Origin of the sequence: Mangrovibacterium diazotrophicum (assembly GCF_003610535.1) — a bacterium.
Classification (GTDB): domain Bacteria; phylum Bacteroidota; class Bacteroidia; order Bacteroidales; family Prolixibacteraceae; genus Mangrovibacterium; species Mangrovibacterium diazotrophicum.
Window position 1 is genome coordinate 231,318 of sequence record NZ_RAPN01000003.1, and the last position, 16,957, is coordinate 248,274.

The following is a 16,957-nucleotide window of genomic DNA, read 5'->3' on the forward strand; positions in this document are numbered from 1 at the left end:
GAGGTGGATTAATAAAAATTTACAATTTACAGGTAGGGAGAAAGGCCGTTTTGAAAGGATAAAATCGAACAGCTCGATGTTCGAAACAGAAAATTTCAAAACAGATATCATGAAACAATCTAATTTCATTGTGCCTTGCTTGCTCGCTGCTGTTTTGCTCTTTGCATCCTGCCAGGAGAACGAAGTGTCGGAAGAAGTGGAGGACACAACCCCGACGAGGACGGTGCTGGCCTACATGGTGGCCGATAACAGCCTGAACTCATACGCAGTCATGGATCTTGAAGAAATGGAAGAAGGCTATGCGAGTGTTGACGATCCGGAACATTCCAATTTGCTGGTTTACCTCGACGATTACAGCACACCGCGGCTTTTGCAGATCACACAGGAGAAAGGAGTGGTCGTTGTCGACACCATCGAAACTTATACGGAAGTGAATTCGCTGAGTGTTGACAACATGAAGTCGATTATTAGTGATGCGCTGGAACAGTTTGAAGCCGATAGCTATGGCCTGGTGTTGTGGTCGCATGGCGACGGCTGGTTACCAACCACTGCCGAAACAGAAGCGGTTACCCGTGCTTTTGGCGAAGATTTAGGAAACAACAGTAATTCGCAAAACAGTGACCAAATGAGCATCGCCGATTTGAAGGATGCGCTGAAGGGAATTGCCAACTTTGAGTATATTCTGTTTGATGCCTGCGAAATGCAGGGAGTGGAGGTTGCTTATGAACTGAAAGATTGTGCCAACTACATTGTGGCTTCACCCAATGAAGTCTCTGCTTACGGAGGTGCCTACGACGACATTGTGCCGGCCATGTTTACCGAAAGTGATGCTGCTTTAGCGGTGGCTCAAGCCTATTACGCGCAATACGCTGAAAATTACAGTTACGACGCCAGCTCGACCGGAGGTCCGAATAACCGGAGCTCGGGAACAACAGAAGGTTATGGTCGTTACACGGGAGGAACCTCCGGAAGTTCATCTTACACCTATGGAGTTGCTGTTTCAGTTGTTGATTGCAGTGCACTGGATGCTTTGGCAACAGCAACAAAATCAATTTTAAACAGCTACATCACCGACGGAGATAGTGTCGCAACAAGTTCTGTTTATAATTACGACGATAATTTCTATAACTTCTATTACGACCTGGATGGTTTCATTGCATCCTTAACCGGAGGTGGTGATGATTACACGAGCTGGAAAACGTATTACGATGCGGCGGTGCCGTTATTCCTGACGACCGAATACACTTACTCGTCGTTGGCAAACGATGGCGACGGCGGAATGACTTCCATGGCCGATGCAACCGGATTGTCAACCTATATTCCTGCCAATGAGAATTTCTTCGATGCTGTATACTGGTCTTATTATTTACAATATCCTCAGTACACGAGCGTGATTGAAGCTTACTACGAATACTTCAATTCGTATTATCAAAGTTTCGATTGGTACTCGGCAGCCGGCTGGGATGTTTCGGGCTGGTAATAAATATGACTCTTTTGGGGAAGAAAAGCAGAAGATCCGTCACTGGGATCTTCTGCTTTTTTATTTACAGAAAATTGAATGCCAGAGCGAAGTAGAAGTTTCGTCCCGGTGAATACAGCGGGCGAGTGGAACCGTTCATGTTTCGGCTCAAATGCTCGTAGTAAGCTTCGTCCAACAGGTTGTTCACTCCGGTTCGGAAGCTGATGGCCGGTGTGATCCTATAGCTGGCTTTCAGGTCAACCACATCAAAAGCCGGCGTTTCATTCTCACCGTAGCTCTCTGCAATCCGATCCTGTTTGAAAGAATGCCGGTAGCTGATTTCGGCTTGTAACCTTTGCTGCAGGAAAGTACCCATGAGGCGGTAACGGAATTCCATCGGCGGAATTTCAGGCAGCGCTTCTCCACTGTCTTTGTTTTTGCCGTAGGTGTAGGCTAGTTCCGATTGCTGTTGCAGGTGTTGGCCGAACAGCTGTTTCCAATTCAATTCAAAACCACTGTGCAGTGCCTGATCAATGTTGATGTACTGCCGAACACCGGGTGCTGAAGCCATGCGAGGGCTCAAATCTTCGCGAATCTCAGACGAGATATAGTTGCCGATAAAGGCAGAAAAAGCATTCAGGTTGATGTTGGTTTGCTCCGATTTCCACGATAAAACCAGGTCGATCTGTTTGTTGGTTTCAGCTTTCAGATTCGGGTTTCCAACCAGTTCATAGGGATCAACGCCGATCGGGAAATAATTGATGTAACGCTCTGCCAGTCCCGGGCTTCGCTGGGCCAATCCAAACCAAAGACCCGCAGAGAAGCGATTGGTGATTTGCCTGGTACCTCCCAGGCTGAATGCCGGGTTCACCAAATCTGACTTCAGATCTCCATCGTACAAGTCCGCAAAATTCGAATCCGGGTTGTTGGCTTCGGCGTGATTCAATTCCAAACGACCGGAAAACACCAGTTGGTAACTATCGCCCGGAAGATGATACTCCGCAAAAACGCCGCTTTTGCTGATTTGAGCATCCTGCCAAACATTGTCGGTCATCGTCATACCGGCATTGCTACCCATGAGCATGGTGCGCTGGCGTTCGCCTTCGGCTTTTTCAACACGTACGTCGGCACCGGCATACAAGAACGATTGTGCGAAATTGAATTGCAGTTCGGTACGTCCGCCAAAATTGCGTGTTTGCGCTACAGTGATCGCGTCAACAGTCCTTGGGCTGATCACCTTGTCGTAGTTGTCCATCACGTGATGCACTTTTGTAGCATAAAGGCGTGTCTCCCAATTATTCAGCGAGTGACCGGAAAACTGAGCCTGATGCCCCAGGTTAAACAGCCAGGTATCATCTTTTCGAAGATCCATTGGCAGTGTCGGGAAATCTACATCTTCGGCGTGATTGTTGGCAACCATCGCACTTAATTGCTGGCTGTCGCTAAGTTTGAAACCCAACTTTCCGCCGACATTCCTTCGGTTGAAATTAGCCGGAACCGTCAACCCTTCACCATCTTGGTAGTCGTCGCCGGTGGCGTAGGAACCAAACAGTTTGAGGTTGGTGAGTTGGTTGCTGTAGTTCACCAGCGCTTCGTTGCGCGAAACGGCTCCGTTGGTTTCGTAACTGCTACTGAGGCGCGCTCCAAGTTTGCTTTTATCGGTAAACTCAAAACCAGCACTTTTAAAGTTGACGGTGCCGCCAAATGCATTGCCGTAACGCAGGCTGTACGGCCCTTTGACTACCTCGGCCTGGTTGATCATGTTCATCGGTACCTGGCTCGACGATGGGTCCATTCGGTTGGGACACCCCGCTGTTGCGCCTTGCACGCCGTCGATCACCAGGTTTACCTGGTCGTACTTGAAGCCCCGGATTACCGGATCAAATCCGTAAGCCCCGCTTTTGCGAATGCTGGCAATCCCCATAAATTGGTCGAGCAAGTGCCCGGCGTCGTGTTCCAGGATATCAGCTGACTGGAAATCCTTGCTCACCTTTTCGCCGGCCGATTGGTGTATTTGCATGTAAACAACAGGTTGCAGCAAATGCGTTTGAGTTTCGATGGCGAGAAAACCCGCTTTTACAGCTTGTGCCACAATTAATGCACTGAATTCCTGCTTGCCGTACTGTAGATGACTGATGATTAATGTACTTTCCTGATCCGGAACGATTGCAATAGTCCCGTCTTCACCTGAATTTCCGCTTTGATGCCCGTATTGAAAACCTGCATTCTGAATTAACGACTGCGTGTCCTGATCGATTAGACGGATTGATGACGTTTGCGCCCAGCCAGCCCAGTTGCATAGTAAAAGCAACAGACTTGTGAGCAGCACGTATTTCTGCCTTTTCCGCTGAAAAGGCGAATGTGTATTCTTCATGTTTTTTGATACTTCTTTCGTAAATATTAAGGAATGGATGTATTTCCTTCCGATTAAGATGACATTAAAGAAGTGCTGTTCGGGGAGGGTGGAAAATGTCTTTTAAAGCGGTTGAATAATGTGCGTATTGATAAGGCTGATTGTGTCCTTCCGAATCGGAAGTGAATAATTTGAAATAACTTGAACTGGTGGGAAAGTATTGAATCTCGACTTTTTTTAGCTGCGTGTCCGGCATGTCCGATGTCGTTTCTTTTTGTTCTTCCAGCTCTTTTTTCAGCTGGCAACATCCATGACATTCGGATTCCGGGTTGTCCCGGTTTACACACAGATATTTTTCAATGTAATCCTGATTTATCTTAAATGAAATAAAAACAGCTGCTTCGGCCATGATGTGCCAGGCAATAGAAAAAGCCAGTAAAACAGCAATTAAAGGTTTCATTGTCGGATATTTAATTTTCAGTCAGTCTATACGACAACAAAATCGGGGAATTGTTTATCAGCTTTATGAAATTTGTTGAAATGAACAATGGCTTAAATTTATTTCCGAAAACCATTCCTGCAAATCTTCCCGGTTTCTGAAAGGACGCATGTTTAAACCGAACTTTTTGCAGAACATGCTCATCATCAGAATTAAGTCGTGTAAGTCGTGGGGAACGTGTACCGCAATTCGACTCCGAAAACGATCTTTCATTAATTTGAGATGATCCCGGATTGCCATTAGTTCCTGGTAAGTGGGATGATAATTTAACTCAGTTAAATCGAGAAGGATACACATGTCGGGGGTGAAATCAGGATGTTCTGCTACCGCTTTTATAAGCGAAACAGTAATGTGATAGTCTATACGTCCTCCAACGTAAACGTAACACAGGTGTTCTTTGCAATCAATAGAATACCTGTAAATCCCGGGGTGATCAGAATTTACGACACGCATATGATTATTAGTTGACTTTGGGCACTTTTAGGTCTGGGAGACGGTCAAGCGCTGTTTATTTTTCTCAATTCCAACGGAAAGATAGTTCATAATAAAACCTGCAGAATAGTATAATCGATAAAAGGTTTCAAAAATGAGCTAATCGGCTTATTTTTGCTGACGAATTATTTGATCGGATGTATACACGAGAAGAAGCTAAAAAATTGCGAAAAGATTTCTGGATCACTTTTGCCAAACGTTGCGAAATTGTTCCCGAATTGCAGTATCGTAAAAAGAAATGGATTTTGTACGACACCAAGATTGGTGGGCTGGATCTGAAGTTCGACATCGACCGGTTTGAGGCTTGGGTGATGATTGAAGTGAACGCCAAAAGTGAAGACCGTCGGCTGCAGATTTTTGAGCAACTGGAGAAGTACAAAGTCATTTTGGAAGATGGTTTCGAAAATGGTTTGGTGTGGGAGCTTTGTTACACCCGTGAGCGAGGGGAAGAGGTTTGCCGCATTTATGTGATGAAAGATGGCTTCGATATTCACCGCCAAAATCAATGGCCCGACATCTACAATTTCTTCATTGATAACATGCTCATCCTGGAACGAAATTTTATGGAAATCCGGGATTTACTGCAAGAAGAATTGGGCTGATAAACTACTGTAATTTTTGTATTTATGGTCCGGATTTTCTGTCAAAAGTCATGATTTTGACGACCAATTTTCGATGTTAACAATCATTTTCAAAATATCGATAAGGTATGTGTAATGATTCGTTGTTTCGGTTACCTATGCGATTGTTGACTGAATAGATATCAAAATTCCTGAAATGAATAGAGAAGATATTGATGCGATTTTAGCATTGATTAAGAAAGAAGTTGTTCCTGCAATTGGTTGTACTGAGCCGGTTGCTGTTGCCTTAACTGTTGCCCGCGCCAAAGAAGTATTGGGGGAAAAACCGTTGCGTGCCGAACTATTCCTGAGTCGTAATATCCTGAAAAATTCCATGGGGGTAGGTATTCCCGGAACCGGAATGATCGGCTTACCCATTGCGATTGCGCTGGGAATGGTGATCGGAAAGTCGGAATACGGGCTCGAGGTATTGAAGGATATGAATCCGGATGCGTTGACTGAAGCCAAACAGTTGGTCGACGAAAAATGCACGTCGATCGAGTTGAAAGAAGACGCGCCGGACAAATTATACATTGAAGCACGCTGCTACGGCGAAAAGGGCGAATCGAAAGCTATTATTTGCGGCAGCCACAATAACATCGTTTACGTTGAGTCAAATGGCGAAATCATTCACGACGAATTTACCAACGGCAATTTTCAACAGGTTGAAAGCAACGATGTACAATTGAATTTCAACAAGATTTACGATTTTGCCATGGAAGCTCCGCTGGATGAACTTCACTTTATGCTCGAGGCAGCCCATTTGAATAAGATGGCAGCTGAGGAATCAAAGAAAGGAACCTTTGGGCATTCGGTCGCGCGAGTGATTGAGAATGAGTCCTTCCGCCATGTGATGGGAAACAGCGTTTACAACCGCCTGGTGGCAGTAACAGCTTCTGCCTGCGACGTGCGTATGGCCGGTGCGATGGTACCGGTAATGAGTAACTCGGGTAGTGGTAACCAGGGAATTACCTGCACGCTCCCGGTAGTTGTTTTTGCCGAAGAGATGAACAAGCCGGAAGATGACTTAATTCGTGCGTTGGCACTTAGCCACCTGATGGTAATCTACATCAAACGCCGTTTGGGACGTTTGTCGGCCCTGTGTGGTGTGACGGTTGCCGGTATTGGAGCAGCTTGTGGAATCACGCACCTGATGGGCGGTAACCGCGACCAGGTAGCTTACGCGGTAAAAAACATGATCGGCAACATTGCCGGTATGTTGTGCGATGGCGCCAAACCAAGCTGTGCACTGAAAGTGTCGAGCTCGGTTTCCTCAGCGACATTTTCAGCCATGATGGCCATGGATAACAAAGTGGTGAGTTCGTTGGAAGGAATTGCCGACGAAGATGTCGATAAAACCATCAACAATTTAAGCGACATCGGTTCTGAAGGTATGAGTGAGGTCGATAAAATGGTTCTCAACATCATGCTGAAGAAATAGATAAATTTAATTTAGGGTTTGAAAAGGGCTGTTCCTCAGGGGACGGTCCTTTTCGTTTTAATAGACTTCGTCAGACGTTGAATGAGTTAATTGCGCGTGAATATTGAAAGCAGGGCCTTGTTCAGTTTTTCATTTTTATGTAATTTTTTTGTATTATCGGCGAGCCATTCCGTAACCAGGTACGGCAGGGAATGAGAGATGAGCGAAATGAGTGAAAAAAACGAATCCATACTTCTAGACGGCATTGTCAGGAAAGACAGTCAGGCGTTTGCCCGCCTGTATTCCATGTATCATGCGGCTTTGTTTCGTTTTTCGGAAGCTTATGTTTATGATTCACAGCAGGCAGAAGATATCATTCAGGAGGTGTTTATAAAGCTTTGGGAAATGCCCACTATTCCGGTCGAACGCTCTCTTAAATCCTACTTGTTTCAGATGGTGAAAAACCGCTGTCTCGATCATTTGCGTTCGCTGCAGGTAGAAGACAAAAACAAAAAGAAATTGTTTGAAGCCCAGGCCGTATCCGACTCAACCGATTTGGAGTTGGACGAGAAAAGCACCGCAATCATCAAGAATGCCATTGAACAACTCCCCGAACAATGCAAGCAAGTCTATCTGCTTGCGGTTTTCCAAAACATGAAATACCAGGATATCGCGGATGAATTGAATATATCGGTCAGCGCGGTAAAAGTGCAAATGTTTCGCGCCCGGAAATACTTAAAAGAGAACCTGAGTGGATTGCGTGAAAGCTTGTCTTTATTCTCCCTTTTCGAAAAACTACATCGGTTCAAAAAATTCTGAAATATTTTTTCACCCCTTCTTTTTTAGGGGGACCTGCGAAAAAAAAGGTGCTTTTGTTGCAATTGCACCCTTTTAAAAGATAATTTTTTCAAAAAAAAATGTCACTCTCTTGTTAACCTTCTTAAAAAATGCCCGTCTTGAGAGCAAAATGTTTCTAAAACGCATTTTTCAAATGAAGAAAGTAAAGCAAACGATCGAATGGGGACTCATTTCCCGAAAACTAAATAACAAGCTCACCGAACAGGAAGAACGGCAGTTTGAGCGTTGGCTCAGTGCGTCGGAAAAAAATCGCCAATATTTCCGGCAAGCCCAGGCTTACCATCAAAAGCAGGTCGAGGATCTCGATTTGGATCTGGTGCCGGACACCACCGTCGGGTTTATGCAAAAACTCAATCACCGAAACAAGGTGCGTACGCTGTATCGCAACTTCCGGGTTGCCGCAGCCATTGTGCTGCCGTTGATGTTAGTTGGCGGTACCTATTGGTACTACCAAAACAGTAAAACGAACGATGAGCAATTAGCAGAACAGACTCCGATTGCCACAATTCGAACCAAAGCGACTTTGATAACAACGAATGGAGCAGAGCTGGACTTGTCGGCTTCCGGCGTCGATTTGACGGATTCCATTGCCGGAATCCATATTGTCAATGATTCGTTGCAGGGGCTGAGTTATCCGAAGGAAGCGGAAACTACGCTTACTGCTTTCAATACCTTGATCACGCCAAGGGGAGGAGAGTACAAATTGACTTTGGCTGATGGAACACAGGTGTGGCTGAATTGTGAGTCGGAACTGCATTACCCGGTTGCTTTCAACGGAGACGTTCGTAAAGTAAGCTTGAAAGGGGAAGCCTTTTTTGATGTCACCAAAAGTACGAAACCATTTATTGTAGAAACTGAAGATGTAAATGTTCGCGTTTTGGGGACACGTTTCAATGTGTCGGCTTATCGGGATGAGGATGCGGTGAAAACAACATTGACCCGGGGATTGGTGAATGTAGAGTCGAAATTAGTCAATGGTTCTCTAGTCGAAGTTTCGCTCAAACCGGGTGATCAGGCTGAATATTTGCGTTCCGATGCACAACTACTTCGCCAGACAGTGGATACGACGCTTTATGTAGGCTGGATTGACGGTTATTTCCGTTTCGAGGGCCAAACCTTAGATCAAGTAATGCGCAATCTTTCGCGCTGGTATGATGTTGATTACCATATTTCCGCTGGAGTGGATCGGCAAAAGAGGCTGTTCGGAAAACTTAACCGACAGGACGATTTTGATATAATCATGGGAATGGTGTCGAAAATTGCCGGAACTTCATTTGAACGAGATGGAAACCAAGTAAAAGTTTCACCGAAAAAATGAGAAAAATAAAACGGGAAATGCGCCAACACTTCCCGAATTGAATAAAGTTGAATACTCGCCAAAGTATTCTGTTTGTTAAATCTATTCACTTACAAATGTATGAAAAAAACTCTTTTAACGAGTGTTTTCGGTTTTTTGCGAAAACACAGGAAACCCTTGTGGATTATGCGAAATTTATTGGTGTTTCTATTTGTATTCACGTTGCAGGCACACAGTAGCCTATACTCGCAGAGTCGGATGACGGTCGATCTGGAGAATTCCAATATGAAGGAATTGATCAGGGTGATTGAGAAGCAAACTTCGCTAGGCTTCTTGTATGATGAAAATCTGGAGAGTGTTCCGGTTTCTGTAAAAGCGCAAAATGAGACCGTAGAGAATATTCTGAAAGAAGCCCTGAAAAAGTCGGATTTGGAATTTCTGATTGATCACAACACAATTTTGATTCAAAAGAAAGCCGAAAGTAACGAATCTGATCAGCTACAACATCTTCGAAGAGAAGTCAGCGGAAAAATACTTGACAAAGACGGGAACCCGATTCCCGGAGTGAATGTCGTTATCGTGGAACTTCGACAAGGAGTTGCTACCGACAATTATGGGAATTTTAAGATAATGGTTCCGAACGACAGGTCGTACACCCTTCTGTTGACATTCATCGGGATGGAGGAGCAAAAAATTTACCTGGGCATTGTTGATGCAGAAACTCAGGATATGGGTAAGCTGGTAATGAAAGCCAAGCAATCTGAAATTGGAGAAGTGCTCGTAACCGGGATCTTTAACAAGCCCAAAGAAAGCTTTACCGGAGCGGCTACTATTATCACCAAGGATGAAATTAAACGTTCGGGGAACCGAAACTTGCTACAGACCCTGGCAAACATCGATCCTTCGTTTGATGTACAGGAACAACCGGACATGGGATCTGACCCGAACAATACCAATTTGGCCATTCAGATTCGTGGAGCTTCTTCGCTTCCTGATATTAACGATATGCAGTTGGATGCCAGAAACCAGTTGAACACGCCCTTGTTTATACTCGATGGTTTCGAAGTCAGTATGGAGCGGGTGTTGGATATGAACCAAACGGATGTTGAATCGGTGTCTATTTTGAAAGATGCCAGTGCAACAGCAATTTATGGTTCTCGTGGAGCCAACGGCGTTGTAGTTATTACATCTTCACATCCACCGATTGGGAAACTGAGAGTTACCTATAATGCTGGTCTAAATCTTGAGATTCCGGATCTGTCTTCGTATAACTTGCTTAATGCCGAAGAGAAATTGTATGTCGAGCAATTGGCAGGAATGTACTCTTCGGACGACCCTTCGGAACAGGCTGATTTATTGGCCATGTACTACCAAAACGACAAAGCCATAAAAGAAGGCGTAAATACCAATTGGATGAAAATCCCAACGCAGGTTGGAGTTGGTCAGTACCATAAATTGAGAATTGGTGGCGGAGACGAGCAGTTTCGCTATGATTTGAATGCTTCGTACAACCAAATTACCGGTGCAATGAAGGGCTCAAAACGTGATAATGTTAACGTTGGAATGACCCTTCAGTACATCTATAAGAAAGTGAGTTTTTCAAACTTGCTTGAGTTAGGTTTTAATAAAGGGGTAAACAGCCCATACGGCTCGTTTAACGATTACTATTATATGAACCCTTACTGGCGTCCTTATAACGAGGATGGCACTCCGGTTACAAGCTATACCGATTTGGTTGGGCAAACCAAGTATAACCCTTTGTATGACGCCTCGTTGGCTAGCTTTTCGAAAACGGATTATACGTCGATTCGAAATCAAACTACGGCAACAGTTAATTTCACGCCAACCTTAAAGTGGGATTCTTCTATTGGGGTGACACAGTTGAGAGGTGGTGGCGATAACTTTACTTCTCCGCTGCAATCAGGCTATTTGCAAAATAACATCGACTTGTTATCGAGAGGTTTCTATACAAAATCTAGCCGAAAAGAAATGTCTTACCAGCTATCTACAACCTTGAGTTGGGGGAAAGCTTTTGGCAAACACGCTGTTTTTCTTGGAGCAAATGCCCAGGTTATGCAGAGTAAAGCTGAAAGAATGTATGTTTCGGTGAAGGGTTTTACCAATGAAAAATTGAATGATATCTCTAACGGGAGTTCTTATTCCGGAACAAGTCCGACTGTCAGTGAGTCGACAACGAGAAGTGTAGGGGTAACAGCTACCGGGAACTACAATTATAACAGTCGTTATTTTGTTGATGCTTCATGGAGGTTGGATGGCGCTTCGTCCTTCGGAAAGAACAGCCGTTTTGCACCATTTTATTCCGTCGGAGCAGCCTGGGATGTTGCTCAGGAGGGATTTATTAAAGAGAATTTGCGCGTCTTGCAACGATTTAAATTGCGCTATTCTTACGGTGTAACCGGTTCGTTGAACTTTTCGGCTTATCAGGCATTGTCAACGTACCAGTATAATACGGATACGGAATACAACGGACAACTTGGAACCAACTTGCTGGCTCTGGGAAATGAAGATTTGAAATGGCAGACAACGTACCAACACAATATTGGTCTCGATTTGACGGCTTTTAATAATTTCCTGGATATTGATTTCAACTATTACCGGAAAACATCGGATAACCTGATTGCACAAGCTTCGTTGCCTTATTCTAATGGTTTTACCAGTTATACCGAAAACTTTGGTGAAGTTCGGAATACCGGGTTTGATGCCATGGTGAGTATGAACTTGGTGAGAACATCAGACTTTAACTGGTACGTCCGCCTGGGAGCCTATCACAACAAGAACATTTTGTTGAAACTTTCTGAAGCAATTAAGACAGCCAACGAGAAATATGAAGGATGGCAAAGTAGTGACAGTTTCTACTACCAGTATCGGGAAGGAGAATCATTGGATGCTTTGTATGTTCTGAAATCGCCGGGAGTAGATCCGTTGACAGGGAAAGTCCTGTACGAAGACCCAGAAACAGGTTATGTGTACGATCATATTACTGATGGACTGCGTAAGATTCCGGTTGGACTTATTCAGCCTAAAATAAACGGACGTTTTGGTTCTTCGTTCAGATATAAAGGATTGACCCTGGACTTCACGTTCAATGTTCGTTATGGTGCTTCGAAGTTAAACAGCTCTCTGCTGACTGTTGAAAATAGCTTTGTTCGCTATAATCTTGACAAGCGCGTACTTGGCACCCGCTGGATAAACGAAGGTGACGTAACTGGATTTAAAGATATTGCAAGCAGTGATAATACATTAGCAAACGATCGCTTTGTATTCAAGGAAAAAACGCTCTCGATGAGCAATATTAATATATCCTACAATTTCCCGGAGAAGTTGCTGAGTCGCTATAATATCCAGCAGGTTACTTTCTCAGCAGCCATGTCGGATGTGTTTTACCTGTCCAATATTAAGATGCAGAGAGGAACAGATTACCCTTATGCACGGACACCCACATTTAACTTATCAGTTACTTTTTAAAGAAAAAGAAAATGAGAAAATTATTTAATCTGATAATAACAGCATTTGCAGTGATGGTGAGTTTCACGTCCTGCGATGATTTCCTGACAGTGGAACCTAAAGATATGGTTTCTGTTGATAAAGCTTTGTCCAGCAGAGATGGATATGTTGCCGCATTGGTGGGCGTCTATGAAAAGATGAGGACTTCGTATTCTCCAAGTAGCTTTTTGTTTTGTTCCGGAACCGACGAGCTGGCCAATATTTATGCATTTCCGTCTTATTCAGCTTTCCCGTCGCTAAATAGTTGTTACAACCACGACTACGACGACACGAATTTTGACGATGCCTCGGGATCAGCTTTCCTGAGCATGTATGAGCTTCTGGTCAATATTAATGTGATTATTGAACACCTCGAAACATCCGATGTGCTGTCGGATGAAGAATTTGCACTGATTGAAGGAGAAGCTAAAGGTTTAAGGGCGCTGATTCAATTCGACTTGTGGCGTCTGTACGGCCCGGTTCCCGGAGAAGACATGAGCGACCTGGTTTTGCCTTACGCATTAACGGCGTCTAAAGACCCTCTTAGTTATTCAACTTACCCTGAGTATTTCACGCTGCTGTTGGCCGACCTGAATGATGCCCGTGCCGATTTGGCTGTGTCCGACCCGATTCTGAAATATAGCAATGATGAGCTTAGTGAATCCGGAAGCATTGATGGATACAACGATCTAAACTGGTACTACCGTCAAAACCGGATGAATTATTATGCCGTAACCGGTTTGTTAGCCCGTGTTGAGCAGTGGATGGGGAATAAGGATCAGGCAGTAACCTACGCCAAAGAGGTAATCGCCGCTAAAAACGAAGATGGAAGTTCGAAGTTTTCGTTAGGTACAACTTCAAATATAGGCGATGGCGACTATGCTTTTTCTACAGAACACCTTTTTGGTGTGAAAATAACCGAGTACGATGATGAGGATTACAACTCATACAATGCGGCAGCTGTTGGAGATTCGTATTACTTGGAAGGGACAAGCTGGGATGGAACCGTCAGAGCATTTGAAAACTACACCACCGATATTCGCTACGTTGGATTAATGGGCACACTCTCCAGTAACGCAATGGTTTACAATGCAAAAGTAACGAAGAAGTACAGTAATATGAGCGAAGAAGATAGCGGTGAAAAGAGCATTCCGGTTATCCGTTTAGCCGAAATGTACCTGATTGTTGTTGAAGCTGATTCTGATCTTGGAGAGGCGCAGACATACTACGAAAAGTTGCTTAACACACGAAACGATGATATCAAAACCATCACCGAGGACAACCAGGCAGATATTGCGTTTGCCCAATATGTGAAAGAGCTTTGGGCTGAAGGTCAGATATTTTATGCCTGCAAACGACAAAACCGTTCGACGCTCCCTGTGTCTGGTGCTAGCATTAGCACTGCTGATTATCGTGTGAAATTACCTTCAGGTGAAACCAATGCTGATTTATAGAAAATGAAAAAATTTAGTTTAATACTTATAAATGCTGTAATTGCCTTGGCAGGCTTGTTTACAGCATGCAGCGAAGACTATCCAGCTGTATATGAAGGAAAACCTTATTTGAGTTTTCCACTTGCCGAAGATGGCGGAAACTTTTATGTGCAGGGACTTTATCAAAATTTCTACTATTACGACGATGAGAGCCGCACCCGCGATACGGTTTATGTGCCTTTAGTTTCGGTTGCCGCGATTCCAACGGAAAATTTGGTTGTGGAGTTGAATGTGTTTGATAGTGATACCGTCTCGTGGAGCTCTCAAGTAGACGAAAATACGGTGAATGCGGTTTCCGGAGAAGATTATCTTCCGTTTGATTCGGACGAAATGAAAAAGAATCTGGTTTTTCATGCAGGTTTGATGCAGGACACAATTCCTGTTATTATTCTTCGAAACGAAGCCATGAAGACAAAAACTTTCCGCTTAACTTTTTGTCTGGCTAATTCGGAAAATGCTCTGGCTGCCGACGGTGAAGACAATCGCGTCGTTATTTATATCACTGATCGATTAAGTAAACCAAGCAACTGGGATGACTATTATTTCGGTGCTTATGGTGACGTAAAGCTCGACTTTATGATCAGACACTCCGATTTAAAGTGGAATTCCGAAGACCTGCAATCAGTGCTCGACGATTCTTTCCTGACATCGTATTACAAGTATAAGTTCAAGCAGGACTTAATTAAAGAGAATGAAGCTTTGGGAGCTGACGGCCCGCTGCGAGAGGCTGATGGAACCGTAGTGAGCTTTGAGTATTACTAACGATTGATAAATCTAAGATTCATGACAATGACAAAAATAAAGATATCGATGCTGTATACTCTTTTGAGCAGCATCTTACTCATTAGTTTTTCCTGTTCCGATGATCAGGAGTATGTTCCTGAATTTCCCGAGCTGGAAATCTCCTTCGGTGATTTAACCGAGACGCATTACTATAATGAAGAGTTTGTGGTAACACCCGCGATTTCTTCAGATGATTCCGGTTTCAGCGACCTTTCCTACAAATGGTTGCTTGTCGGGGCGGATGAGATTCGTGAGTTATCGACTGAGAAGGACCTGAATCTGGTGTTGGACACCTTAGGTACATTTGTGTTGAATTACGAAGTGACCAATAACCAAACCGAAGTAACAACTTCTTATGTGGTTCAAACACTTTATATCCGTTCTGTAACCAGTCAGGGCTGGTATGTGTTAAAGGAAACAGCCAATGGGAATACTGATGTGGACGGCTTTTACAATGGTGTAAGCAATCCTGAGTACAATATTGTAACAGGAAGAACCGGCGAGAGTTTGACTGGAAGTCCTAAGGCTTTGGTCTTTTCACCTGCATTTAAGATTAATACAAGTTCGTCAGTTTATTACGATAATACAGCACCGGTACTGCTTGCGTTTAGTGAGCACGGGGCAATGTCTTATGACGTGAATACGACAGAGGCTCTTGGAAATCTGGACGATTTGTTCTTCTTAGATCCTGCAAGCAGCCAGTATGCGATTAACGGTGCCATGTGCAACAGCTCCAAAGTGGTACTTTCTACAGAAAACGGCGCTTACTCGATGAATGGCGGTAATCCGGCGTTCTTCCCCGTTGTTGAAGGAGATTACAAGACCAGCGGGCTTTTCACCTGCGCTGACTACGGAAATACTTTGGCGTACGATAGCAAAATGAAGCGGTTCTTGTTCCTTAGCGAAAACGGCTATAATACGTCCGACACGCTCGGCTATTTCAAGGATGAATTTGGCGAGTTTAACAAAGACGTTGAGTTCCCGGTAAATAATATGAATGGTGAAATAGTTTATTTGGAGAACACGACTAGCCCCGGCAGCGATGGTTGGAGTACAGATGTATATGCCTATTCTTTGTTTAAGGAAAACGGGACAAGCAACGAAATAACCCTGTTGGGACTCGACATTACCAAGTTCGTGAAAAGTACTTATTACTATTATCCTGATCCGACAGATTATAGTAATTACACGGTGGTGCGCCCCGGCGAATACAGTCCGGTTAGTTATAAAAAGGTAATGACTGCGAGCGAGCACGAGGCTTTTGTAAACGCTGGTCATTATGCGCTGAATAAAAGTGTGGCAATTATGTATTACGAGAACAATGGACGAATCGGAGCCTACAATATTGCAACTGACGTGGATAACGAGTCTTTTATTACCGATATTCCTTCGGATGAGCAGATAACATTCATGAAATACATTAAGTGCTCTTACCAGTCAACCGATCCTGATTTTGCAGGGCTTGTTGTAGCGACCTATCAGGAGTCAACCGGAACGTACAAAATTTATCAGTACAAACTTGAAGGCTTATCCAGTGTCACAAAACAAAATCAGGTTTTAAGCGGCACCGGTAAGGTAAACAAAGTAATGTATGTTTCAACTACAGGTAGCTCTTATGGCTCCTGGGAGGGTAAACTTTATCTTTATAATTAGCAGCACGATGGTACGGAAAATTTTAGGTTTAATGGCCATGCTATGTCTTTTTTTTAGCATGGCAAAGGCTCAGAATGAATCAAACGATCAAACGAAAACAGTGCTAAAGGCGGGCGATATTTGCCCTGCCTTTGCCTTGAAGGATACAACCGGAGCCGAAGTAAGTTTCGAAAGCTTTCGTGGAAAATATGTGTACATCGATGTGTGGGCTTCCTGGTGTTACCCTTGTCGCAAAGAGATTCCTTTTTTTAAGCAACTCGAAAAGGATTTTGAAGGAAAGAACATCGCCTTCGTTGGTGTAAATGTCGACTTCCGTGATTTTCGATGGTTGGGCTCAATCCAGTTCGATCACATCGAAGGCATTCAATGGAAGGTCGTAGACAAGGGCTTTGAAGAAGCATTCGGAATTGATCGGATCCCCCGTTGTATTCTCCTGGGACCAGACGGCAACGTGTTAAAAATAAAAATCACACGTCCTTCCGATCCCAAAACGAAAGAATTCTTATCAGACTTAAAGGGTATATAA

13 protein-coding genes are annotated in these 16,957 nt (G+C 44.0%); 10 read left to right on the plus strand and 3 right to left on the minus strand.

The window, feature by feature from the left end; translation table 11 throughout:
* Window positions 1-109 precede the first annotated feature (109 nt).
* Entirely contained in the window at window positions 110-1,480 is a 1,371-nt protein-coding gene (locus BC643_RS19160; RefSeq protein WP_170154624.1) for a clostripain-related cysteine peptidase, read from the plus strand.
* Between the two features lie 64 nt (window positions 1,481-1,544).
* Here BC643_RS19160 and BC643_RS19165 read toward each other — a convergent pair whose 3' ends face one another.
* The 3 genes from BC643_RS19165 to BC643_RS23320 all read right to left on the minus strand — a co-directional run bounded on the left by BC643_RS19165 (window position 1,545) and on the right by BC643_RS23320 (window position 4,764).
* Window positions 1,545-3,833, minus strand: coding sequence for a TonB-dependent receptor domain-containing protein (locus tag BC643_RS19165; protein WP_120274893.1), 2,289 nt, complete (start codon window positions 3,831-3,833; stop codon window positions 1,545-1,547).
* A gap of 64 nt (window positions 3,834-3,897) precedes the next feature.
* Complete coding sequence (locus tag BC643_RS19170; RefSeq protein ID WP_120274894.1) at window positions 3,898-4,272, minus strand: hypothetical protein; 375 nt, start codon at window positions 4,270-4,272, stop codon at window positions 3,898-3,900.
* A gap of 63 nt (window positions 4,273-4,335) precedes the next feature.
* Window positions 4,336-4,764, minus strand: a complete 429-nt coding sequence (locus tag BC643_RS23320) for a hypothetical protein (protein ID WP_147377277.1) — start codon at window positions 4,762-4,764, stop codon at window positions 4,336-4,338.
* 176 nt (window positions 4,765-4,940) lie between these two features.
* On the opposite strand from BC643_RS23320, the gene BC643_RS19175 reads away from it, so the two are divergent.
* From BC643_RS19175 to BC643_RS19215, 9 genes are all read left to right on the plus strand, one after another.
* A complete protein-coding gene (locus BC643_RS19175; RefSeq protein WP_120274895.1) occupies window positions 4,941-5,405 on the plus strand; it encodes a DUF4268 domain-containing protein in 465 nt (154 codons plus the stop codon).
* 175 nt (window positions 5,406-5,580) lie between these two features.
* Window positions 5,581-6,864: an L-cysteine desulfidase family protein gene (locus BC643_RS19180; RefSeq protein WP_120274896.1), complete on the plus strand. Its 1,284-nt coding sequence runs from the start codon at window positions 5,581-5,583 to the stop codon at window positions 6,862-6,864.
* A 207-nt stretch (window positions 6,865-7,071) separates the two neighbouring features.
* Window positions 7,072-7,662 carry an RNA polymerase sigma-70 factor gene (locus BC643_RS19185; protein WP_170154625.1) on the plus strand — a complete coding sequence of 197 codons (591 nt, stop codon included), beginning with the start codon at window positions 7,072-7,074 and terminating at the stop codon, window positions 7,660-7,662.
* A gap of 172 nt (window positions 7,663-7,834) precedes the next feature.
* Window positions 7,835-9,019 carry a FecR family protein gene (locus tag BC643_RS19190; protein ID WP_170154626.1) on the plus strand — a complete coding sequence of 395 codons (1,185 nt, stop codon included), beginning with the start codon at window positions 7,835-7,837 and terminating at the stop codon, window positions 9,017-9,019.
* A 165-nt stretch (window positions 9,020-9,184) separates the two neighbouring features.
* Complete coding sequence (locus BC643_RS19195; protein WP_170154627.1) at window positions 9,185-12,484, plus strand: SusC/RagA family TonB-linked outer membrane protein; 3,300 nt, start codon at window positions 9,185-9,187, stop codon at window positions 12,482-12,484.
* An 11-nt stretch (window positions 12,485-12,495) separates the two neighbouring features.
* Window positions 12,496-13,956 carry a RagB/SusD family nutrient uptake outer membrane protein gene (locus BC643_RS19200; protein WP_120274900.1) on the plus strand — a complete coding sequence of 487 codons (1,461 nt, stop codon included), beginning with the start codon at window positions 12,496-12,498 and terminating at the stop codon, window positions 13,954-13,956.
* A gap of 3 nt (window positions 13,957-13,959) precedes the next feature.
* Complete coding sequence (locus tag BC643_RS19205; RefSeq protein ID WP_120274901.1) at window positions 13,960-14,757, plus strand: DUF4843 domain-containing protein; 798 nt, start codon at window positions 13,960-13,962, stop codon at window positions 14,755-14,757.
* Window positions 14,758-14,784: 27 nt separating this feature from the next.
* A complete protein-coding gene (locus BC643_RS19210; RefSeq protein ID WP_170154628.1) occupies window positions 14,785-16,431 on the plus strand; it encodes a PKD-like family lipoprotein in 1,647 nt (548 codons plus the stop codon).
* 7 nt (window positions 16,432-16,438) lie between these two features.
* A complete protein-coding gene (locus BC643_RS19215; RefSeq protein ID WP_170154629.1) occupies window positions 16,439-16,957 on the plus strand; it encodes a TlpA family protein disulfide reductase in 519 nt (172 codons plus the stop codon).